This window comes from Kitasatospora sp. NPDC004723 (assembly GCF_040609255.1).
GTDB lineage: Bacteria > Actinomycetota > Actinomycetes > Streptomycetales > Streptomycetaceae > Kitasatospora.
Genome location: NZ_JBEXJT010000004.1, coordinates 123,067 through 143,263 on the forward strand (window position 1 = coordinate 123,067; position 20,197 = coordinate 143,263).

Consider the following 20,197-nt stretch of genomic DNA (forward strand, 5'->3'; position numbering starts at 1 on the left):
GATGCGCCTCGCCACCGAACTGGGCATCGCCGCCGTGGAGGCGTACTTCCCGCCGGCGCGCGAGAGCGCGCGGCAGGCCCTCGCGCAGGGCCGGCTCGACCCGGACGATGTCGAGGACCTCGGCTACCGGGAGGTCCCGGTCGCCACCGCCGAGGCACCGCCCGAGATGGCGCTGCGGGCCGCCCGCACCGTCCTCGCCGACGCCGGCTGGCCGAGCGACGGCCTCGGGCTGATCGCCCACTCCTGGATGTACCACCAGGGCCACGACGTGTGGTCCGCCCCGCACTTCCTCGCCTCCGCGCTCGGCGCCGAGCGGGCCCAGCCCATCGGCGTGCAGCAGGTGTGCAACGGTGCCGTCGCCGCGCTGGAGGTCGCCGCGACCCGGATCGCCGCGGACCCCGCGGTGGACCGGGCGCTGGTGACCACCGCGGACCGCTTCACGCCCCCGGCCTTCGACCGCTGGAACGCGGACTACTCGCTGGTCTACGGCGACAGCGCCACCGCCGCCCTGGTCGGACCGCTGGACGAGGGGCGCGACCTGTTCCGGCTGCGCGCGCTGGTGACGCACTCCGCCCCGCGGCTGGAGCTGCTGCACCGCGGCGAACTCCCCTTCGGGCCCGCCCCGTTGTGGCCCGACCAGCGGGTGGACATCCGGCGCGCGAAGAAGTCCTACCTGAGCCGGCACGGCCTGGACGCCTTCACCACGACCACCCGCGCGATGGTCCAGGCGGTCGTCCGGGACTGTCTGGCCGACGCCGGCCTCACCGCCGACGCCGACCGGCCGGCCCACGTGGTGCTGCCGCGCCTGGGCGCCAAGACGCTCCGGCAGGCCTGGGTGCCGGCGATCGCCGAGGTGACGACCGCGCCGACGCTGTCCGTCGGGCACCGCACCGGGCACCTGGGACCGGGCGACGCCCTGGCCGGGATCGCCGACCTGGTCGACCGGCTCGCCCCCGGCGAGAGCGGACTGGTGCTCAACGCGGGCGCCGGCTTCGCCTACTCCGGCGTGCTGGTGACCCGCCTGACGGCCCGCCGCACCCGGCCCGCACCGACCCCCGCCGACCGAGCGAAGGAGGAGACCCGATGAGCGGGACGCACATCGACGTACTGATCGTCGGCGCCGGGCCGGTCGGCCTGGTGACCGCCTGCGAGCTGCTGCAACGCGGCGCGCGGGTACGCCTGGTGGACGCCGAGCGGCGCTTCACCCGGCACTCGCGGGCCAATGTGCTCTGGCCGAGGATCATGGAACTGCTCGACCGCACCGATGTGACCCGGCGCCTGATCGGCCACGGCCACCCGGTCTCCGGCGTCGGCTACTACTCCCGGGGCCGCCGGATCGGCGAGGTCCCGATGGGCGGTACGACCCGCTACCCCTTCGCCCTGGTCATCTCCCAGAACACCGTCGAGGAGGCGCTGCGCGCCCGGTTCGCCGAACTCGGCGGCACCGTCGAGTCCGGCCTGCGGCTCACCGCCCTCGACCGGACGTCGCCCGACGGCAGCGTGCTGGCCACCCTGGAGGACGACGCCGGCACCGTCCGCACCCTGCGCAGCGACTGGCTGGTCGGCGCGGACGGCGCGCACAGCACCACCCGGCAGCTGCTCGGCGTGGAGTTCGACGGCGATGTCGTCGACGTCAGCTTCGCCGTCGCCGACGCCCCCGTCAGCGGCGCGCCGGACGACGACCTGACCTACTACTGCTACTCCCCCGACGGCGGCCTCGCCCTCGGCCCGTTCGGCGAGGGTGTCTGGCGACTGGCCATCACCGTCCCCCACCAGGAGCCCGGCACCCCGCCGCCCGGCCGCGAGGTCTTCCAGCAGGCCGTCGACGCCCGCGCCCCGGGGCACCCCGTGGTCGGCGAGCTGCGCTGGAGCGCCGTCTTCCGGGCCCGGTGCCGGATCGCCGCCACCTTCCGGGTCGGCCGCTGCCTGCTGGCCGGCGACGCCGCCCACATCACCAGCCCCGCCGGCGGCCAGGGCATGAACACCGGCATCCAGGACGCCGTCAACCTCGGCTGGCGGCTCGCCGGCGTCGTCGACGGCAGCCTGCACGAGGACGTCCTCGACCACTACGACCACGAGCGCCGGGCGGCCGCCCACTTCGTCGCCCGCACCACCACCGCGCAGACCAAGTGGGGCATGGCCCGCACCCCGAAGCGGATCCTGCTGCGGGACGGCCTGTTCCACCTCGCCCACCGCGCCGGACTGCTGCGCCGCAGCATCACCCCCCTGGTGAGCCAGCTCGGCGTCCGCTACGACACCCCGGCCTCCAGCCGCTCCGAGGCGCCCGGCCTGCGGGCCGGCGACCGGGTGCCGCTGCCGCTCACCCCGGTGAACGGGCGCCGGCTGATCGCCCGCGACGAACCCGGCGTCCTGCTGTGGCCGGGGCGCGCCCGCCCGGCCAACTGGGAGCGCGTCAAGGAGCGGCTGCTCAAGGAGCTCGCCGGACTGGCCCCGGTCGTCGAACCGGACGCCCTGGTGCGCCGGCGGCTGCGCGCCGCCCTCGGCAGCAGCCCGCTCGCGGTGGTGGTCCGGCCGGACGGCCACCTGGCCGCCGCGGTACCGCCCGAGGACCCGGACGCCGTCGTCCGCGCCCTCCACCGGCTGGGCGTGCGGCCCGACCGGCCCGACCGGCCCGACCGTCCCCAGGAACCGACCCCGACCGGAGGTGCCCGATGACCCGTGCCGCCGTCCTCGCCGGCGTGGGGGCCGCACTGCCCCCGCGGGTGGTGACCAACGACGAACTGGCCCAGCGCCTCGACACCTCCGACGAGTGGATCCGGACCCGGACCGGCATCCGGCAGCGCCATGTCGTCGACCCCGGCACCGCCACCGGCGACCTCGCGGAGCGGGCCGGCCGGCGGGCCCTGGCCTCGGCCGCCGCGACCAGCGGCCGGCCGGCCGGCGCCGACCTGCTGATCCTCGCGACCACCACGCCGGACCGGCCCTGCCCGGCCACCGCTCCCGACGTCGCGGCCAGGCTGGGCCTCGGCGGCATCCCCGCCTACGACGTCAACGCGGTGTGCAGCGGGTTCCTGTACGCGCTCGCCGCGGCGCAGGGGCACATCGCCGCCGGGCTCGCCGAGCACGTGCTGGTGGTGGCCGCCGACACCTTCTCCACCCTCCTGGACCCGCGGGACCGCACCACCCTCGCCGTCTTCGGCGACGGTGCCGGGGCGGTGCTGCTGCGGGCCGGTGAGCACGGGGAGCCCGGCGCCCTGCTCGACCTGAGCCTCGGCAGCGACGGCACCAGGGCGGACCTGATCACCGTCCGGGCCGGCGGCTCCGCCCGCCCGCTGCGCGGTCCCGGCGCCGACGCGGACGTCGCCGACGGGGACCGGTACTTCAGCATGATCGGCGGCGAGACCTTCCGGGAGGCCGTGCTGAAGATGACGGAGTCCTCGCGCGAGGTCCTGGGCCGGGTCGGCTGGGACGTCGAGGACGTCGACGCCGTGGTGGGCCACCAGGCCAACCTGCGGATCCTGCACGCCGTCGCCGAGCAGCTCGACCTGCCCACCGAGCGCCTGGTGGCCAACATCGACCGGGTCGGCAACACCGCCGCCGCCTCGATCCCGCTCGCCCTCGCCGACGCCGTCGACGCCGGGCGGCTGACCAAGGGCGACCACGTCCTGGTCACGGCCTACGGCGGCGGCGCGACCTGGGGCGCCGGCGCCTTCGAGTGGCCCGGCCTCGCCCCGGCCCCGGCGGACTCCTGACCGCACGGCCACCGCTCCCCCGAACCGCACCCGCATCCGCACCTGTTCTTCCGACCGAGGAGTCACCGACATGAGCAAGATCACCGAGGACCTGACCGCGATCCTGACCTCCCGCTACGGCGTCCCGGCGGCCCGGATCGAGACCGGCGGCACCCTGAACGAACTGGGCATCGACTCGCTGGTCACGGTCGAGCTGACGCTGACCCTGCAGAAGGCGCTGGGCGTGCCGCTCGCCCCGGACGAGATCACCTCCGCCCACACCGTGGCCGAGATCGTCGAGCTGATCGAGTCCAAGGGGGCGGCGGTCAAGTGAGCGCACCGACCTCCCGTCAGGAGACCGCCGTCACCGGCCTGGGGCTGGTCTCCCCGGCCGGGCTCGGCGTGCCGGGCAACTGGGAGCGCGTGCTGTCCGGCGCCCCGACCGCCGCCACGGACCCGGAACTCGCAGGTCTCCCGGTGGACATCTCCTGCCGGGCCGCCGCCTACCGGGCGGACGAGCACTTCGCGCCCGGCCAGGCCTGGAAGCTCGACCGGGTCAGCCAGCTCGCCCTGGTGGCGGCGCGCGAGGCGGTGGCCGACGCCGGGCTCGACCCGGCGACCTGGGACGGCGCCCGCGTGGGCGTCGTCCTGGGCACCTCGATGGGCGGCATGGGCACCCTGGAGGCCGAGCACCGCAGGACCCTGGAGGAGGGACCGGCCTGGATCTCCCCGCTGGTGTGGGTGATGGCGCCGGTCAACATGATCGCGGCCTACCTCGCGATCGAACTCGGCGCCCGGGGGCCCAACCTGGTCACCGCGACCGCCTGCGCCTCCGGCCCGACCGCCATCGGCACCGCCCGCCAGCTGCTCGCCTCCGGAGCCTGCGACGTCGTCATCGCCGGCGGCGCGGACGCCCCGGTCACCCCCATGACCATGGCGGGCCTCGCCCAGATGGGCGCGCTCTCCCGCCGCGTCGACGACCCGGCCGCCGCCTCACGGCCGTTCGACACCGCCCGCGACGGCATGGTGGTGGCCGAGGCCGCCGGCGTGGTGGTGCTGGAGCGCCTGGAGGACGCCAGGGCACGCCGGGCCCGGGTGCGGGCCCGGGTGCTCGGCTACGGAGCCTCCGCCGACGCCCACCACCCGTCGGCCCCGCACCCCGAGGGCGAGGGGGCGGAGCGGGCCCTGCGCGCCGCCCTGGCCGACGCCGGGGTCGGCCCGGGCGAGGTCGACCACGTCAACGCGCACGGCTCGTCCACCCCGCTCAACGACGTGACGGAGGCCCGGGTGCTGCGCCGGGTGCTGGGCGAGCGGGCGGCCGTCACCTCCACCAAGGGGGTCACCGGGCACGCGCTCGGCGCGGCCGGCGCCATCGAGACCGTGTACACGGTGCTGGCGCTGGAGGACGGCCTGGTGCCGCCGACCGCCAACCTGGAGAGCCTGGACCACCGGATCGAGATCGACGTGGTGGCGAAGGAGGCCCGGAAGGCGCCGCTGGAGGTGGCCGTGAGCAACTCCTTCGGCTTCGGCGGACAGAACGGCGTGCTGGTCCTGGGGCGCGGCTGACAGTCCGCGCCCGGCGGGAGTTCGACGACAGCCCCTGACCCCGAGCAGGGAACACGGAGAGGGAAGGAAGCAGTGAGTCGTTCGGTACTGGTGACAGGTGGGAACAGGGGCATCGGCCTCGCCATCGCCCACGCCTTCGCGGACGCGGGGGACGAGGTGGCCGTCACCCATCGCTCCGATCCACCGGAGGGGAAGTTCTTCGCGGTGCGCTGCGACGTGACGGACGCCGGTTCCGTCGAGGAGGCCTTCACCGCGGTCGAGGCCCGGCAGGGCCCGGTCGAGGTGCTGGTCGCCAACGCGGGCATCACCCGTGACGGGTTGTCGCTCACGCTGTCGGACGACGACTTCCTGGCGGTGCTGGAGACCAACCTCGCCGGCGCCTTCCGGGTCGCCCGGCGGGCGGCGCTCGGCATGCTCGGCCGGCGGCGCGGGACGATGGTGTTCATCTCCTCCGCCGTCGGCATGGCGGGCGCGCCCGGGCAGGCCAACTACACCGCCTCCAAGACCGGCTTGATCGGTCTGGCGCGTTCGCTGGCACGGGAGTTGGGGCCGCGCGGGATCACCGCCAACGTGGTCGCGCCCGGCATGGTCGAGACGGACATGGCCGCCGCGATCACCGAGGCGCGGCGCGCGGAACTGCTGGCGGCCACGCCGCTGGGCCGCCCCGGCACGGCCGAGGAGGTCGCCGCGGCCGTCCGCTTCCTCGCGGACGAACGGGCGCGGTACATCACGGGCGCGGTCCTGCCGGTGAGCGGCGGACTGGGAATGGGGTACTGATGGCACTGCACGAGGAGATGCGGGCGTTCCTGGACTCGGCGCCCGAGGGGGAGGTCGACTTCCACGACTTCACGGTCCCCGAGGTGCGGACCGCCGTGGACGGCTGGATGGAGGTGGCGCTGGAGGGACCGGAGGTCGCCGAGGTCAAGGACATCGCCGTACCCGGCCCCGGCGGCACGACGATCCGCGCCCGGCTGTACCACCCGCGGCCCGAACAGGCCCTGCCGCTGCTGGTGTTCGTGGTGGGCGGCGGGTTCGTGGCCAACTCCCTGGAGGTGGAGGACACCCCGGTGCGGCGGATCGCCGCCACGGCGCAGGTCGCGGTGCTCGCCGTCGAGTGCCGCTCGGCCCCCGAGCACCCCTTCCCGCTCCCCAACGAGGACGCCGCCGCAGCCCTGGCCTGGGCCGTCGAGCACGCGGCCGAACTCGGCGCCGACCCCGGGCGGATCGGCGTGGGCGGGCACAGCTCCGGCGGCGCGCTGGCCATCGGCGCCGCCGTGGGCCTCGCCCGGACGCGGCCGGGCCGGCTGCGGGCGCTCGCCGTCATCACCCCGTCCCTGGACGCGGACTTCGACACGCCCTCGTACCGGCGCTACGCCCACGGGTACGCGCTCACCCGCGTCAACGCCAAGTGGTTCTGGACGCAGTACCTCGGCGAGCGGCTGGCCGATCCGCCGGTCGAGGCCACCCCGGCGCGGGCACCGCTGGTGGACGGACTACCCCCGGCGCTCTTCCAGCTGGCGGAGTTCGACGTGCTGCACGACGAGGCGCTGACGCTCGCCGGGCGCCTGCGGGACGCCGGCGTCCCGGTGACCGTGTCCCGGGGCGAGGGGCTGATGCACGGCTTCTTCTACATGGACCGGGTGAGCGGGGCCGCCGCCGCGGCCAACCGGGGTTTCGCCGAGCGGATCGGACAGCTGCTGCGCGCGGCGGACTAGCGGATACTCGCCGCGGGAGGCTCAGTTCGCCAGGCGGAGCACCAGCTTGCCGACACTGGCCCCGCTCTCCAGCAGGCGGTGGGCCTCCCAGGCCGCCTCCAGCGGCAGGACCTCGCCGATGTCGACGGTCAGCCGCCGGTCTGCCAGCAGACCGGCGGCGGCCAGCGCCTGCTCGCGCAGCAGGTGCGGGGCGCGAACGGCGATCTCCCCCAGGTTGTAGCCGACCACGGCCCGCGAGGAGAGCCAGAGCTCCTGGGCGGAGAGCCGGGTGTCGCCGTGGCCGCCCGGGTTGCCGTAGACGACCACCCGGCCCAGGGTGCGCAGCGCCCGCAGGCTCGCCTCGGTGGTCGGGCCCGCGATCGAGTCGAGGATCAGGTCGAAGCCGCCGTCCGGGCCGTCCGGCCGCGCCCAGCCGTCGAGGTCCTCACGCAGGTAGAGCCGGTCGTAGAGCGCGGCCTCGGGCCGGTCGAGCTTGGCCGCCGTCCCGACCGTGCCCAGCACCCGCCGGGCCCCGAGCAGGCGGGCGACCCGGGCCGCGGTGCCGCCCACGCCGCCGAGTGCGGCGTGGATCAGCACGTCCTCCCCGGGCGCGAGCCGGCCCGCCGCCAGCAGGCCGTAAGCGGTGGTGACGGTGCACGGCAGCGCGGCCGCCGCCAGCAGGTCGACCTCACCGGCGGGGGTGCGCAGCGGGTACACCAACTCCTCCGGCGCGACCGCGAATTGCGCGTATCCGCCACTGGCCCCGGCCTGGTCGTGGGTGAGCGCGGCCACCGGGTCGCCCACCGACAGCCCGCCGACCCCCGCACCCCAGCCGGCCACCGTCCCGGAGACCTCCAGCCCGGGCACCACCGCCTCGCCGTTGGTCCGCGCCCAGCCGCGGCGGCGGTAGACCTCGGCGAAGTTCACACCCGCGTAGGCGACTTCGACCAGGACCTGGCCCGGCCCCGGGGCCGGCCTGGGCACGTCCATGACCCGCAGTGCCTCGGGCCCGCCGGGTGAGGTGAAACCGACCGCGCGCATAGTGCTCCCCTCGGTGGTGGACTCCCCCGGTGACCGGGAATCCCAAGTGTTCGATCCAGTTTAAACACGCAGTCATGACCATGCCTTGTACAGCGCTTTAGAGCCCTTCGAAAGAGTGAATCCCAGGCGTCCGAGCGCGAGGAGGGAATAGAGATGGCCGGGATTCCGATGCGACTCGTCTGCTTGCACCACGCAGGAGGCGACGCCTCCCTGTTCTCCGGGTGGCAGCACCGCCTCGGCGAGGACCTGGAGGTCGTCCCGGTCAACCTGCCGGGCCGCGGCGGCGAGCCGCGGGCCGCGGACCTGGACGAACTGGTCGACCGGCTCGACGAGGGCCTCGCACCGCTGCTGACCGGCCCGCATCTGGTGTACGGGCACAGCCTCGGCGGCCTGGTCGGCTACGAGCTGGTGCGCCGCCGCGCCGCCCGCGGCCTGCGCGCCCCCGAGGCGCTGTTCGTCGGCGCGTTCCCGGCCCCGGAGGCGGCCCACACGCTGGAGTCCCTGGATCTCGACGAGGACGCCCTCATCGAGTTCGTCCTGGAGATCACCGGAATGCCGCGGGAGGTGCTCGCCTACCCCGACTGGGTCGACTCCGTGACCACCGCGCTCCGCGACGACCTGGCGGTGTGGCGCACGCACCGGGACGATCCCGCCCCCCGGCTCCCGTGCCCGATCCACGTGTTCGCGGGCACCGCCGACCCGCTGGTGCACCGCGACCGGATGACCGGCTGGGCGCAGCGCACGACCTCCGGCTTCCGCCTGCACGAGGTCGACGGCGGGCACTTCTTCGTCCGCGACAACCGCGCCGAGTTCCTGGACCTGTTCCACGGCGTCCTCGCCGAGTACGTCGCCTCTCCCCCGCCGGCGCTGCCCTGGGTGCTGTCCGCCGAGGACGGCGCCGGGCTCGCCCGGCAGGCCGCTCGGCTGCGGACCCACGTCGAGCAGCACCCCGAACTCGACCTGGGCTCGGCGGCGTTCGCACTCGCGACCGCGACCTCCGCCGGCGGCGGGACCGGGAGCGCCGCCCGGCCGCACCGGGCCGCGCTCGTCGCCACCGACCGCAGCGAGGCGCTGGCCGCCCTGACGGCGCTCGCCGAGGACGGCTTCGCGCCCAACGCCGTCCCGGCCGCCCTCGCCGGTGCCGGGCCGACGGCGTTCCTGTTCACCGGCCAGGGCAGCCAGCGGCCCGGCATGGGCCGCGAACTCCACGCCGAGTACCCGGTGTTCGCCACGGCGATCGAGGAGATCGCGGCCCGCTTCGACCGGCACCTCGAACAGCCCCTGCTGGAGGTGATGTTCGCGCCCCAGGGCTCCGAACCGGCCGCGCTGCTCCACCTCACCCGGTACGCGCAGCCCGCCCTGTTCGCCCTGGAGACGGCCCTGTTCCGCCTGGTCACCGACTGGGGGCTGGCCCCCGGCCAGGTGATCGGCCACTCCCTCGGCGAACTGGTCGCCGCCCATGTCGCCGGGGTGTTCACGCTCGACGACGCCTGTGAACTGGTCGCGGCCCGCGCCCGGCTGATGCAGTCCGCGCCGGCCGGCGGGGCGATGATCGCGATCGCCGCGGACGAGGCCGCCGTCGCCGAGGCGATCGGCCGGCACGGCGGCGGCCGGGTCGACGTCGCGGCCGTCAACTCGCCCGGCGCCACGGTGATCTCCGGCGAGCAGGAGCAGGCCGAGGCGGTCGCCGCCGCGCTCGCCGCCACGGGGGTCAAGACCACCCGGCTGCGGGTGAGCCACGCCTTCCACTCACTCCACATGGACGGGATCCTGGAGGAGTTCCGCGCCGCCGCGCGCGCCGTGGACTACCGCGCCCCGCGGATCCCGGTCGTCTCCAACCTCACCGGCCGTCCGGCGGGCGCCGACGAGCTCGGCGACCCCGGCTACTGGGTCGAGCACATCCGGCGTCCCGTGCGCTTCGCCCAGGGGATCGGCTGGCTCGCGGAGCACGGCGTGCGCACCTTCCTCGAACTCGGGCCCGCGCCCGTGCTCAGCGCCCTCGCGCGGACGGCCGCCCCCGAGGGCGGCTTCGCCCACGCGCTGCGCGCCGGCCTTCCCGAACGGGCCACCCTGCTCACCGCCGTCGCCACGCTCTTCACCCTGGGCGCCGAACCGGACTGGCCGGCCGTCTTCGGCCCCGTCGCCGACCGCCGCCCCGCCCTGGTCCTGCCCGTCGACCTGCTCGCCGCGGCGGACGGCCTTCCCGGGTGACCCGCTGCCGCCCGCCGCGCCGGGCGGCCACGAGTCCGGCCTCGCAACGGCCGGTGGCACCGAGGCGCTCCATCACGGGCCTCCCGGCCGCCCTCGGCCGCCCCGGCCGTCGTCACAGCTCGCGGATCTCACGCCTGGTCAGCGCGTACCCGAAGGCGCCCAGCAGGCAGAGCCCGGTCGTCGCGAACACCCCCCGGCTCCCGAACGCGTCCACCGCCGCGCCGGCCGCGATCACCGAGAGCGGGAAGACCCCCAGCCCGCAGAAGGTGATGGCCGCCATGACCCGGGCGAGCAGCGCGGGCGGGGTGCTCTTCTGCACACCGGTGACGACCAGGACGTTGGTCACCGTGCTGGCGCCGCCGGCCAGGCAGAGCAGCAGTACGGCACCGGCCAGCCCGGTGAACGGCACCAGCCCGATCGCCGCGCCCATCACCAGGCCGGAGCGCATCGCCGTGCGGCCCCGCGAGCGCACCTCGGTGAGGCCGGCCGCGAACAGGCCGCCGACCAGCGCACCGCCGGTGAACGCGGCCAGCAGCAGGCCCAGCCCGACGGCACCGGCGGCGAATCCGTCGGTGGCCAGCGTCGGCAGGGCGACCCTGGTGGCGCCGCCCACCGTCAGGTTCGCGATCACCGTCACCGTCAGCACGGCCCGCAGCAGCGGCGACTCCCGCAGCAGACTTCGGAAGTTCCGCGGCACGGAGGCCCGTTCGGAGATCGGGCGGGGCGGGGCGACGCTGCTGCCGCGACCGATCAGCAGCAGCGTCGCCGCCGACACGGCGAAGGTCACCGCGTCCAGCCCCAGGGCGGCGGCCGGGTTCAGCCAGGCAACCAGCGGGCCGGCCACCGCCGGACCGACCAGACCGGCGCCGAAGGTGACCGTACTGTTCAGCGCGTTGCCCGCGTGCAGGTCCTCGGCGGGCAGCAGAGTCGGGGTGATCGCCCAGGCGGCCGGCAGGAACACTCCCGCCCCGAGGCCGACCAGCAGCGCGAGCGCGCCGATCAGCCAGAAGTCCGCCCGCCCGCCGGCGGCGACCGCGCACAGCCCGGCGGTGGCGAGCAGCCGGCCGAGGTCGGCGGCCAGCATCACACGCCAGGCGCCGAACCGGTCGGCGAGGACCCCGCCGAGCGGGGTGGCGGCCAGCCGTCCCGCGCCGTAGGCGGCGACCACCAGGCTCAGTTGGCGGGCGCCTCCGGCGAGGGAGTAGACCAGCAGCGGCAGGGCGACCACCTGGAAGGCGTTGCCGAACTCCGAGGTGGCCTGCCCGATCACCAGCAGCCGGTAGCCGCGCGAGCGCAGCGGCGCGACGCCGATCCGGGGCCGGAACCGCGCCAGTCCCCCCACGCGGCCCGCCTCCGCACCGCTAGCCATCGAACGAGACCGGCAGCGACTCCAGACCGCGCAGCATGATGGTGTTGCGCCAGGGCAGGGTCTCCTCCGCGGCGGCCAGCTCGATCCTTCCGAAGCGCTCCAGCAGGCCGGTCAGCGCGACCTCGCTCTCCAGCTTGCCGAGGAAGGAGCCGAGGCAGCGGTGCAGCCCCTGTCCGAAGGCCAGGTGGCCCGGATCGCCCCGGTCCAGGATCAGCCGGTCCGGGTCGGTGAAGCGGGCCGGGTCCCGGTTGGCCGCGCCGAGCGAGAGCAGCACCAGTTCGTCCGCCGGGATCTCCACGTCGTCGACCATCACGTCGGCGTTGGTGAACCGCAGGGTGGCCATGCTCACCGGGGACTCGTAGCGCAGGAACTCGTCGATCGCGACCGGCATCATCGCCGGGTCGGCGCGCAGCCGGGCGAGCTGGTCGGGGTGGTGGAGCAGGGCCAGGGTGGCGGTGCCGAGCAGGTTGACGGTGGTCTCGTGACCGCCGATCAGCAGCAGGAAGACCATCGAGAACACCTCCTGTTCGGTGAGCTCGCCGGCGTCACTGGCCTGCACCAGGTCGGTGAGGATGTCCGCGCGCGGCGACGCCCGCCGGGCCGTCATCAGCTCCCGCAGGTAGTCGTTCAGTTCGGCCGTGGCCTGCTGGAACGTCAGCTCGCCGCCCTGGGTGAGGATCGCCGTCGACCAGGTGCGGAAGGCCTGCATGTCCTCCGGGGGGAAGCCCAGCAGCTCGCAGATGACCATGATCGGCAGCGGGAAGGCGAAGTCCGTCACCAGGTCGGCGGTCTCCCGCCCGCGCAGCCCGTCCAGCAGGCCGCCGGCGATGCGCTCGACCAGCGGTCGCATCAGGTCGACCCGGCGACGGGTGAAGACGCCCTGGATCTGGCGGCGCAGCCGGGTGTGGTCCGGCGGGTCGCTGTTGAGCATGTGGACGACCTCCGAGCCGAGCGTCAGCGCGGAGCCCCGCCCGCTCGCGATGGCCTGGCTGCGGCGGACGTCCTGCCCGAACCGGGGGTCCATCAGCGCGGCGCGGACGTCGTCGTGGCGCGTCACCAGGTAGACCGGCAGGCCCTCGCCGAACTCCACGACGGAGACCGCGCCCGCCTCGCGGATCCGGGCGAGCGTGGGGTAGGGGTCGCGGATGAAGGCGGACATCCGGGCGGCGGCGTCGTCGACCGCGGTGCTCATGATCTCTCCTCGGACTGGGGCTCCGGGCTCGGGGCTCGGGGCTCCGGCGGTTACACGGTCAGGGACGGGAAGGGCCAGCGGCGCACCCGCATGGGCAGGAACCAGGCACGCCCGGCCTGTTCGGCGATCAGACCGGCCCCGGCGAGGTCCCGGTGGACGGCCTCCGGCAGCATCCCGAGCTCGACGCCTTCCGCCAGCGCGTCCAGCTGTGCCAGGTGGCCGGGCTCGTCGATGGTGAACAGCTCCAGTGTCCCGAACCGGCGGTCGCGCACCTCGACGAAGCCGGGGCCGCGCCGGACGACGCACTTGCTCGGGTAGTACGTGGCCCGCCAGTCGGCGAGGACGTCCTGCGGGGCCCCGTCGCCGGTCAACCGCTCGGGCGGGTACAGGTGGTGGAACCGGCGCTGCGCCGCGCAGCCGTCCGTGCAGACCGCCTGCCAGAGCACGGCCAGCCCCTGTCCGGTCGCCTCGCGCAGCAGCATCAGCGCCCGCGCGGAGGCCGCCGGCGCGTCCGCGCAGAGCCGTACCGGCGCGGTCAGCCGCAGGCAGCGGACCCCGGCCCGGTGCAGCTCGGTGACCTCCTCCTGCGCCGGGCCGGACAGGGTGCGGTGCCCGAGCGCGTAGCCCGGCAGCGCCCTCGCGGCGGGGTCGTGGTCGAGCCAGAGCTCGACCTCCGGGGCGGCCGCGCGCCAGGCGGCGGCGTCGGTCCGCTCAGCCGGTCGCGACGGCATCGAGCACCTCCTCGGTCCGCGGACGGGCGGCGGCGGGGCCGTGCCGGTGGCGCATCCGCATCAGCACCTGGTTGTCGGACTCGACGGCGACCTGCAGATAGCCGTCCCCGTCGTGGAACAGCAGGCCCAGCGCGGTGAAGCGCTCCAGCACCGGCTCGACCGCCGCCGCGCCGCCGGGGACCCTGGCCGCCAGCGCGGCGGCCGAGCGGGGCTGCGCCAGCAGCCGGAAGGCGGCGAGTTCCACCGGATCGGTCAGCTCGACCACCCGCCAGTCGAACCCGGGCCGGGTGTTGACCAGGACGATCCGCCCGTGCGCGTCCCGGTAGGTGAGCCGGCTGTCGGGGAACCGGGCGAGCCAGGTGTCCACCGCCGCGCTCAGCCGCTCCGCGAGCTCGCCGCCGATCCCGCGCGGCGGCGCGGTGAAGACGTAGGCCAGGTCGTTCAGCTCGCTCTCCGGGAGGCGGTAGGTCGCCCGGTACTGGAAGGCCGGCCGGGTGATCGCGAAGCCCAGCTCGGGGCGGTCGAAGTACGGGCTGAACCGCTCGATCGCGATCCGTCCGGCTCCGGTCGGCGGGTCCAGGTGGTGCAGCACCGGCAGCTGGCGGATCACCGACTCGTAGTCGTCCGGCTGCTCGCCGGGGAAGCCGTAGAGGTAGTTCCAGGTCACCGAGACCCCGGCGCTCTGCGCGTCCCGCAGCGCGCGGACGTTCTGGCAGCCCGTCACGCCCTTGTCCATGATCCGCAGGACCCGGGTGCTGAGGTTCTCGATGCCGGGCTGCACCTGGGCCGCGCCCGAGTCGCCGAGCAGCTGGAACTGGTGGCGGCGCAGATTGGCCTTGATCTCGAAGTGCAGCCGCAGATCGACCGGGAGCTCGGCCAGCGACTTCAGGACGGTGTCGAAGTAGCCCATGTCCAGGATGTTGTCGACCACGTAGACGTCCAGCAGCCGGTGGCGTTCGGCGAGCGTGAGCACCTCGGCGAGGAAGTCCGCGGGCGGCTTGGAGCGGAACTCCATCGAGGAGCCGTTGAGCCCGCAGAAGGTGCAGTGGTGCTTCTCGCCCCACCAGCAGCCGCGGGAGCCTTCGAGGACCAGCTTGGGATCGACCCAGCCGGCCGCGACGGAGGCGTCGAGCCGCTCGTAGAAGCCGTCGTAGCGGGGCGCCAGGATGGCCGCGGGCGGCAGCGGACGCGTCGTCATCGCGTTGGCCGTCGACGTCCCGGAGTCGTCGCGCCAGCACAGCCCGGGCACGGCGGAGAGGTCGCCGCCCTCCAGGAGCGCCGGGAAGGCGGCCTCGCCCTCGCCGCGCACCACGTAGTCCAGGAAGGGGAAGTTGCGGTGCAGTGCGGCGCCCTGCGGGCCGTCGCAGTTCGCGCCGCCGAACACCGTGCGCACCCGCGGACAGCGCTGCTTGAGCAGCCGTGCGGCGGCGAGGCTCGCCGTGTTCTGCTGGAAGGTGGTGGTGAAGCCGACCAGGTCCGGCGGGTCGGCGGCGATCTCCTCGACCAGCCGGGCGATGAACGCGGGGGCGAGGGCGCGGGTGGCCCGGGTCAGGGCGATCTCGCGCTCGCTCGCGCCGTTGGCCGCCAGGTACGCGAAGTAGCCCGCGGACTCGTCGCCGTCCGCGCCGCCCTCGCCGTCGCCGTCGCCCTCGCTCTCGCCCTCGCCCTCGCCGTACAGCGCGCCGGCGAACGCCCAGTCGCCCGCGCCCTGGAAGTAGGACTTCTCGGAGAAGTACTGGTAGTCGTCCGCGCCGAAGCCCGCGTTCCCGGCCGCCCAGTCGACGAAGTCCAGGTTGGCGTACCGCACCTCGACCCGATGGCCGGCGCGTGCGGCGGCGGTGTGCAGGATCCCGAGCGCCAGCGACGGCACGTCGATCGCGCCCCAGGGCATGTGCAGCAGGACGATACGCATGATGGCCACTTCTGTTGTCCGCGGGCGGTGGGCGAGGTGTCGCTCCGGGGCACCGCGGGCGCCCCGGAGCGACGGAGGGTCACTTGCCCTCGGGTGCCTTCTTCGGCTTCGGCTGCCCCTTGAGGGCAGGCGCGACCGCTGCGGCCTTGGTGATGTCGAGCGCGAAGTTCTGGACCACCACGGCGCCCCGGTCACGCTCCGGGGTGCTGATCGGGTCGTTCTGAATGCTGCGACGCTTCATGGCTGTTCACCTCCTTCCACCGGTTCGGCGGGTCCCCCGGGGCGATCGCCGCGGGGTGTCCTGGGGGCCGGTGCCGGCCAGGCGCGCCCGGCGAACCGGACCATCGTGGCCAGCACCGACCGGTGGTCGGCGGTCCGGCGGCTGTAGTGGCCGCCGTCCACCCAGAGCAGTTCGTGCGGCACCGCCAGCCGGCGCAGGTCCGCGGCGTACCGGGCCACCTGGTCGGGCGGGCAGCGCTCGTCGGTCCGCGAGGCGACCAGCAGGACGGGCGCGCGGACCTGGTGCACGTAGGACCGCGGGTCGGCCGCGCGGTAGCGCTCGGGCACCTCCTCCGGGGTGCCGCCGAACAGCTGCCGGTCGAGTTCGCGCAGCGCGGGGGTGGTGCCGCGGTAGGCCGCCGGGTAGTCCGCGATCGGCTGGGCGGCTAGGCCGAGCGACCACAGCTCCGGCTGCGCGCCCAGCGCCAGCAGGGTCAGGTAGCCGCCCCACGAGAATCCGCACAGGCCGGTGCGCTCCGCGAGCGCCGTGCCGTCGGCGACCAGCTCCGCGCGCACGGCGGCCAGGTCCTCGATCTGCGCCAGTCCGACCCGGTGGCCGTACTCGTGCTGCCAGCGGGCGCCGTAGCCGGTGGAGCCGCGGTAGTTGGTGCGCACCACCGCGTAGCCCTCGCCGACCAGGGCGTTCACCCGGGGGTCGTAGGAGTCCCGGTCGTGGGTGGCGGGGCCGCCGTGCACCAGGAAGAGGGTCGGCCACGGGCCCGGGCCCGCCGGGGTGCTGACGAAGCTGTGGATCCGCCCGTACGGCCGGGGAGTCCAGCGCCGGGTGCGGGAGGTGCCGTCCCGGTCCGGGGCGCAGTCGTCCGCCGTCTCCGCACCGGGGCCGAGGACCAGCGGGCGGGGCGGTGTCGACTCCCGGCTCCAGACGCAGTGCAGGGTGCCGTCGGGGGCGCAGGACAGGTCGTGGATCGTGCCGCCGGGGGTGCGCAGCTCCCGGGCGGACGGTTCGCGCTCCGGCGTTCCCCGGCCCGCCGGCGGATCGAGGTCGGCGAGGAGGAGGCGGCTCCGCCCGGCCCGCTCGTGCTGGATCAGCACCCCGCGCGGCCCCCGGTACCAGCCCGCCGAGATCTCCGTGTCGAACGACAGTCCCGGGTAGCGGCGCAGGCCCTCGCCCGCCCGCCAGGTCGCGACGGCGTACCGCTCGTCCTGCTCGACCACCAGCAGCAGCTCCGGCTCCCGTACCGCGAGCGGGTTGAACTCGATCGGCCAGAGCCGCAGGCGGCGGCTTCCGGCGAGCCGCGGCGGAGCGTCCGCCCGGGCGTGCGGGCGGGCCTCCGTCGGCCACAGGACCACCGCGTCCTCCCCGTCGGGCCGCCCGCCGAGGGCGAGCAGCCGGCCGTCCGGCGACAGGTCGGCCAGGCTCAGGTACCCCGGTGCCGAGCCGACCGGCCGGGCCTCGCCGGCGGGCGGTCCGACGTAGCAGTGCGAGACGCCGTCGACGCCGACGGCCACCGCGGCGAGCGCGCCCGTCCGGTCGAAGGCCACGCCGTACGGCCGCCCGCGGGGCACACCGTGCAGCGCCTCACCGCCCCGCTCACCGCCCGGCTCACCCCCCGGCTCACCGCCCGCGAACGGCTCGCGGCGCCACCGCCCCTCCCCCGCCGCGTCGGCGTCGAACCACCAGATGGCGTCGCCGTCCGGCTCGATCTCGCTCAGGTGGACGCCCCCCGGCCGGTCGGTGACCACCCGGCGCCGCCCCGTGCCCAGGTCCCAGGCCACCGCCTGCCAGCAGTCGTCGACGAGCCGGGTCTCGACCGCGCGGCCGGCCGCCAGCGCGGCGAAGCCGGGGGACTGGAACGCCTGTGTCACTGGCCCGGCCCTTTCCGGCTCGATGATGGGAACAGGCTGCGCCGAACATCTCGAGGGCCAGTGAACTGGCGTGAAGAAAAGGACACTTGCGGAAGGTCGCGGTCACTCTAGGGGGATGTCGTGCCCACGACCAGACCTTTCGCACGGTTGGCCGAAAGACGGTTGACGTGAACACCGGGGGGCAGCGGACGCCGACGCGGCCGTTGACACGGCGTCGACGCGCCGTGGACATGCCGCTTCCAGACTGGCCGGGACAGCACATCCCCCAGCAGAGGAAGGAAGGGGACACCCATGCGCATGCGCGGTCTCCTCGCGGCAGTCGTGGTCTCGGTGGCAGCCGCCGGCCTGGTCGCACCGGTCTCGTCCGCCGCACCGGCCAAGAGCGCCGGGCCGATCGAACGGGTCGGCGGCGGCACCCACGTCCTGATCAACCCGGCGAACGCCGCCACCACCACCTGGACACCCGAGACGCGGAGCTCCCTCGACGGCCGGCCACTGAAGATCCACGCGACCGAACCCGCCGTCGCCCCGACGTCCGGCGCGCCCTCGCTCGCCAAGGCCAGCGTCTGGGTCACCACCGGGCGCCTGCTCACCGGCGGCGGCGTGTGCACCGCCAACGTCGTCTCCAGCGCCAACCGCGACGTCATCGCCACCGCCCGGCACTGCGTCGAGGGCGGCAGCGACTTCAAGTTCGCGCCCGGCTACGACGCGGGCAACGCCCCCTACGGCTGGTGGTCCTGGCGGTCGGCCGGCTGGGTGGACGCTCCCGCCCCGCAGGGCGACATCGCCTTCATCGTGCTGAACACCCTCAACGGCCGGCACATCGCGGACGTCGTCGGGGCCACCGGCATCGGCTTCAACCAGCCCATCAACAACTACGCGCACATCATCGGCATCCCCGGGAAGACCCCGGCCGCCCAGGAGCACATGCTCTGGTGCGGCGGCCAGCCGGTGGCCGGCCCCGAGCAGCCGTCCACCGCGCTGATCGACAACTGCAACGGCCTGAGCGGAGGTTCCAGCGGCGGACCGTTCTTCGTGAACTACGACCAGACCGACGGTTCGGCCGTGCAGACCGGCGACTTCGTGACGGGCTACAGCTGGCAGGGCAAGTGGTGGGCGGTGAGTTCCTACTACCGCGACGACGCCTACAACGTCTTCAACGGGGCGCAGCACGCCTGATCGCCCCCCGGCACCGACCGCACGCGCGGTGCCACCCCCGCCGCCGGGCCCCACCGACCCGGCGGCGCGGGCGCGTTCCGCCGCCGAACCCGGCGGCGGCGGCCGGCACCTCCCCGCACGCCAAGGCAAAGGTTCTACCAAGAACGCAAGTATGGCGCGGGCGAGGGTCTATGCTTTTCGAGGTTTGAAGAGGCACCTCGTTCGGTGAGGCGTCTTCACGGACACAGGCCACTGACCCGACGACGTCGAGAGACGCCCAGGTTCAGGACAGGTCTTCCCGGGTTAAGGGTTGATCCCAAGTGGCTTCCGGCCGGTGGGCCGGATTACGCCGTGGAGTGCCAAAGCTCTGACGAGTTGGGGTGAGCCGGCCGCTGTCGCGCGCCGGCGAACTCCTTGCCGCGTCGATGACACGCACCGTGAGGGTGCGTCCGGCCGGGAGGAGGCGAGAGACATGGATTGCAGTAGTCCGGGCCACAGTCGCCCCTGCACCCGCCTGCCCTCGTTCACCTCCGGCACGCGGTAACCGTTCTCCCCGCACACGATTCCGGCGCCGCACCGCACGCCGCCGCCTCGGCTCCGCCATGCCCTCATCGGCTCCCGGGCCGTCGCGGCGCGTCGCGGCGCGCCCGCCCTCGGGGGGACCTGCTGCCGCGCGCCCCCTGACCTCCCCCGCTTCCGGGGGCCGGGAGGCCCGTCATGACCGCCGCCAACGCCACACCGATGATCGTCCCGACCGTCGACTTCCTCCTCCGCCTCGCCACCGGCGTCGCCTGCGGCGCGCTGATCGGCGTCGAACGCCAATGGCGGGCCCGGATGGCCGGCCTGCGCACCAACGCCCTGGTCGCCGCCGGCGCCACCCTGTTCGTCCTCTACAGCGAGGCCGTCGGCGACCCCAGCAGCCCCACCAGGGTCGCCTCCTACGTCGTCTCCGGCATCGGCTTCCTCGGCGGTGGCGTCATCCTGCGCGACGGCGCCGGCGTCCGCGGTCTCAACACCGCCGCCACGCTGTGGTGTTCGGCCGCCGTCGGAGTGCTCGCCGGCTCCGGCAAGCTGGAGCTCGCCGCCCTCGGCACCCTGACCGTGCTCGCCGTCCACCTGGTCCTGCGCCCGGCCGGCCGGCTGCTCGACCGTGCCCCGCAGTCCGGCAGCGACCCCGACTCCGCCACCCGCGCCACCATCCACCTGGCCTGCGACCGCAAGTCCGAGACCCACATCCGCGCCCTGCTCCTGCAGGCCCTCGCCGCCTCCGGCCTCGCGCCCACCGGCCTGCGGGCCCGCCGCACCGACAGCGGCGAGATCACCAGCCTGCGCGCCACCGTCGCCATCACCGGACAGGTCGCCCCGGCGCTCGAACAGGTCGTCACCCGGCTCTCGCTGGAACCGGGCGTGCGCGACCTGCACTGGCACCTGGAGGACGAGCACGACCGCACCGAGCAGTCCGCACTCGCCTGAGGACAGCACCGCACCACCGGCACCACCCGAACCACAGCAGATCAGACGTCAG

The 20,197-nt window shown here is 74.9% G+C and carries 17 protein-coding genes and 1 riboswitch; of the genes, 10 read left to right on the forward strand and 7 right to left on the reverse strand.

The features are described from left to right. The first annotated feature begins 1 nt into the window (after position 1). The 7 genes from ABZW10_RS07120 to ABZW10_RS07150 all read left to right on the forward strand — a co-directional run bounded on the left by ABZW10_RS07120 (position 2) and on the right by ABZW10_RS07150 (position 6,973). Positions 2-1,087 (forward strand): ketoacyl-ACP synthase III family protein, encoded by a 1,086-nt coding sequence (locus ABZW10_RS07120; protein ID WP_355361209.1) that lies wholly within the window; start codon positions 2-4, stop codon positions 1,085-1,087. After that, a complete protein-coding gene (locus ABZW10_RS07125) occupies positions 1,084-2,676 on the forward strand; it encodes an FAD-dependent oxidoreductase (protein WP_355361211.1) in 1,593 nt (530 codons plus the stop codon). The genes ABZW10_RS07120 and ABZW10_RS07125 overlap by 4 nt, the downstream gene beginning before the upstream one ends. Beyond that, a complete protein-coding gene (locus tag ABZW10_RS07130; protein WP_355361213.1) occupies positions 2,673-3,713 on the forward strand; it encodes a beta-ketoacyl-ACP synthase III in 1,041 nt (346 codons plus the stop codon). The genes ABZW10_RS07125 and ABZW10_RS07130 overlap by 4 nt, the downstream gene beginning before the upstream one ends. Positions 3,714-3,783: 70 nt before the next feature. Further along, complete coding sequence (locus tag ABZW10_RS07135) at positions 3,784-4,026, forward strand: acyl carrier protein (RefSeq protein WP_355361215.1); 243 nt, start codon at positions 3,784-3,786, stop codon at positions 4,024-4,026. After that, positions 4,023-5,258: a beta-ketoacyl-[acyl-carrier-protein] synthase family protein gene (locus ABZW10_RS07140; protein ID WP_355361217.1), complete on the forward strand. Its 1,236-nt coding sequence runs from the start codon at positions 4,023-4,025 to the stop codon at positions 5,256-5,258. The genes ABZW10_RS07135 and ABZW10_RS07140 overlap by 4 nt, the downstream gene beginning before the upstream one ends. Before the next feature lie 72 nt (positions 5,259-5,330). After that, positions 5,331-6,035 carry a 3-oxoacyl-ACP reductase FabG gene (fabG, locus tag ABZW10_RS07145; RefSeq protein WP_355361219.1) on the forward strand — a complete coding sequence of 235 codons (705 nt, stop codon included), beginning with the start codon at positions 5,331-5,333 and terminating at the stop codon, positions 6,033-6,035. Beyond that, positions 6,035-6,973, forward strand: coding sequence for an alpha/beta hydrolase (locus tag ABZW10_RS07150; RefSeq protein WP_355361221.1), 939 nt, complete (start codon positions 6,035-6,037; stop codon positions 6,971-6,973). Before fabG ends, ABZW10_RS07150 begins: the two co-directional genes overlap by 1 nt. Before the next feature lie 21 nt (positions 6,974-6,994). Here ABZW10_RS07150 and ABZW10_RS07155 read toward each other — a convergent pair whose 3' ends face one another. Continuing rightward, positions 6,995-7,993 (reverse strand): zinc-binding dehydrogenase, encoded by a 999-nt coding sequence (locus tag ABZW10_RS07155; protein ID WP_355361223.1) that lies wholly within the window; start codon positions 7,991-7,993, stop codon positions 6,995-6,997. Positions 7,994-8,176: 183 nt separating this feature from the next. Here ABZW10_RS07155 and ABZW10_RS07160 point away from each other — a divergent pair, with 183 nt between their 5' ends. Further along, positions 8,177-10,204: an acyltransferase domain-containing protein gene (locus ABZW10_RS07160; protein WP_355361225.1), complete on the forward strand. Its 2,028-nt coding sequence runs from the start codon at positions 8,177-8,179 to the stop codon at positions 10,202-10,204. A gap of 112 nt (positions 10,205-10,316) precedes the next feature. Here ABZW10_RS07160 and ABZW10_RS07165 read toward each other — a convergent pair whose 3' ends face one another. The 6 genes from ABZW10_RS07165 to ABZW10_RS07190 all read right to left on the reverse strand — a co-directional run bounded on the left by ABZW10_RS07165 (position 10,317) and on the right by ABZW10_RS07190 (position 17,514). Continuing rightward, positions 10,317-11,546: an MFS transporter gene (locus ABZW10_RS07165; RefSeq protein ID WP_355361227.1), complete on the reverse strand. Its 1,230-nt coding sequence runs from the start codon at positions 11,544-11,546 to the stop codon at positions 10,317-10,319. Positions 11,547-11,565: 19 nt separating this feature from the next. After that, entirely contained in the window at positions 11,566-12,765 is a 1,200-nt protein-coding gene (locus ABZW10_RS07170) for a cytochrome P450 (protein WP_355361229.1), read from the reverse strand. 50 nt (positions 12,766-12,815) lie between these two features. Next, a complete protein-coding gene (locus ABZW10_RS07175; protein WP_355361231.1) occupies positions 12,816-13,496 on the reverse strand; it encodes a DUF5825 family protein in 681 nt (226 codons plus the stop codon). Continuing rightward, positions 13,477-15,408, reverse strand: a complete 1,932-nt coding sequence (locus ABZW10_RS07180; protein ID WP_355361233.1) for a RiPP maturation radical SAM C-methyltransferase — start codon at positions 15,406-15,408, stop codon at positions 13,477-13,479. The genes ABZW10_RS07175 and ABZW10_RS07180 overlap by 20 nt, the downstream gene beginning before the upstream one ends. Positions 15,409-15,487: 79 nt before the next feature. Continuing rightward, entirely contained in the window at positions 15,488-15,649 is a 162-nt protein-coding gene (locus ABZW10_RS07185) for a hypothetical protein (protein ID WP_355361235.1), read from the reverse strand. Next, a complete protein-coding gene (locus ABZW10_RS07190) occupies positions 15,646-17,514 on the reverse strand; it encodes a prolyl oligopeptidase family serine peptidase (protein ID WP_355361237.1) in 1,869 nt (622 codons plus the stop codon). Before ABZW10_RS07190 ends, ABZW10_RS07185 begins: the two co-directional genes overlap by 4 nt. A gap of 291 nt (positions 17,515-17,805) precedes the next feature. Here ABZW10_RS07190 and ABZW10_RS07195 point away from each other — a divergent pair, with 291 nt between their 5' ends. Both ABZW10_RS07195 and ABZW10_RS07200 read left to right on the forward strand, forming a co-directional pair. Continuing rightward, complete coding sequence (locus ABZW10_RS07195) at positions 17,806-18,693, forward strand: peptidase (RefSeq protein WP_355361239.1); 888 nt, start codon at positions 17,806-17,808, stop codon at positions 18,691-18,693. 189 nt (positions 18,694-18,882) lie between these two features. Next, positions 18,883-19,059: riboswitch (M-box (ykoK) riboswitch) on the forward strand. Between the two features lie 330 nt (positions 19,060-19,389). Next, the gene (locus tag ABZW10_RS07200; protein WP_355361241.1) at positions 19,390-20,145 is read left to right on the forward strand and encodes an MgtC/SapB family protein; all 756 of its coding nucleotides are present in this window, start codon (positions 19,390-19,392) and stop codon (positions 20,143-20,145) included. The last annotated feature ends 52 nt before the right edge of the window (positions 20,146-20,197 follow it).

Bases quoted from the DNA above. Each gene is read 5' to 3' on its own strand.
- ABZW10_RS07180 (WP_355361233.1), bottom strand. From the start codon at position 15,408: ATGCGTATCGTCCTGCTGCACATGCCCTGGGGCGCGATCGACGTGCCG.
- ABZW10_RS07120 (WP_355361209.1), top strand. From the start codon at position 2: ATGCGCCTCGCCACCGAACTGGGCATCGCCGCCGTGGAGGCGTACTTC.
- ABZW10_RS07135 (WP_355361215.1), top strand. From the start codon at position 3,784: ATGAGCAAGATCACCGAGGACCTGACCGCGATCCTGACCTCCCGCTAC.
- ABZW10_RS07155 (WP_355361223.1), bottom strand. From the start codon at position 7,993: ATGCGCGCGGTCGGTTTCACCTCACCCGGCGGGCCCGAGGCACTGCGG.
- ABZW10_RS07130 (WP_355361213.1), top strand. From the start codon at position 2,673: ATGACCCGTGCCGCCGTCCTCGCCGGCGTGGGGGCCGCACTGCCCCCG.
- ABZW10_RS07170 (WP_355361229.1), bottom strand. From the start codon at position 12,765: ATGAGCACCGCGGTCGACGACGCCGCCGCCCGGATGTCCGCCTTCATC.
- ABZW10_RS07195 (WP_355361239.1), top strand. From the start codon at position 17,806: ATGCGCATGCGCGGTCTCCTCGCGGCAGTCGTGGTCTCGGTGGCAGCC.
- ABZW10_RS07150 (WP_355361221.1), top strand. From the start codon at position 6,035: ATGGCACTGCACGAGGAGATGCGGGCGTTCCTGGACTCGGCGCCCGAG.
- ABZW10_RS07175 (WP_355361231.1), bottom strand. From the start codon at position 13,496: ATGCCGTCGCGACCGGCTGAGCGGACCGACGCCGCCGCCTGGCGCGCG.
- ABZW10_RS07200 (WP_355361241.1), top strand. From the start codon at position 19,390: ATGACCGCCGCCAACGCCACACCGATGATCGTCCCGACCGTCGACTTC.
- ABZW10_RS07125 (WP_355361211.1), top strand. From the start codon at position 1,084: ATGAGCGGGACGCACATCGACGTACTGATCGTCGGCGCCGGGCCGGTC.
- ABZW10_RS07185 (WP_355361235.1), bottom strand. From the start codon at position 15,649: ATGAAGCGTCGCAGCATTCAGAACGACCCGATCAGCACCCCGGAGCGT.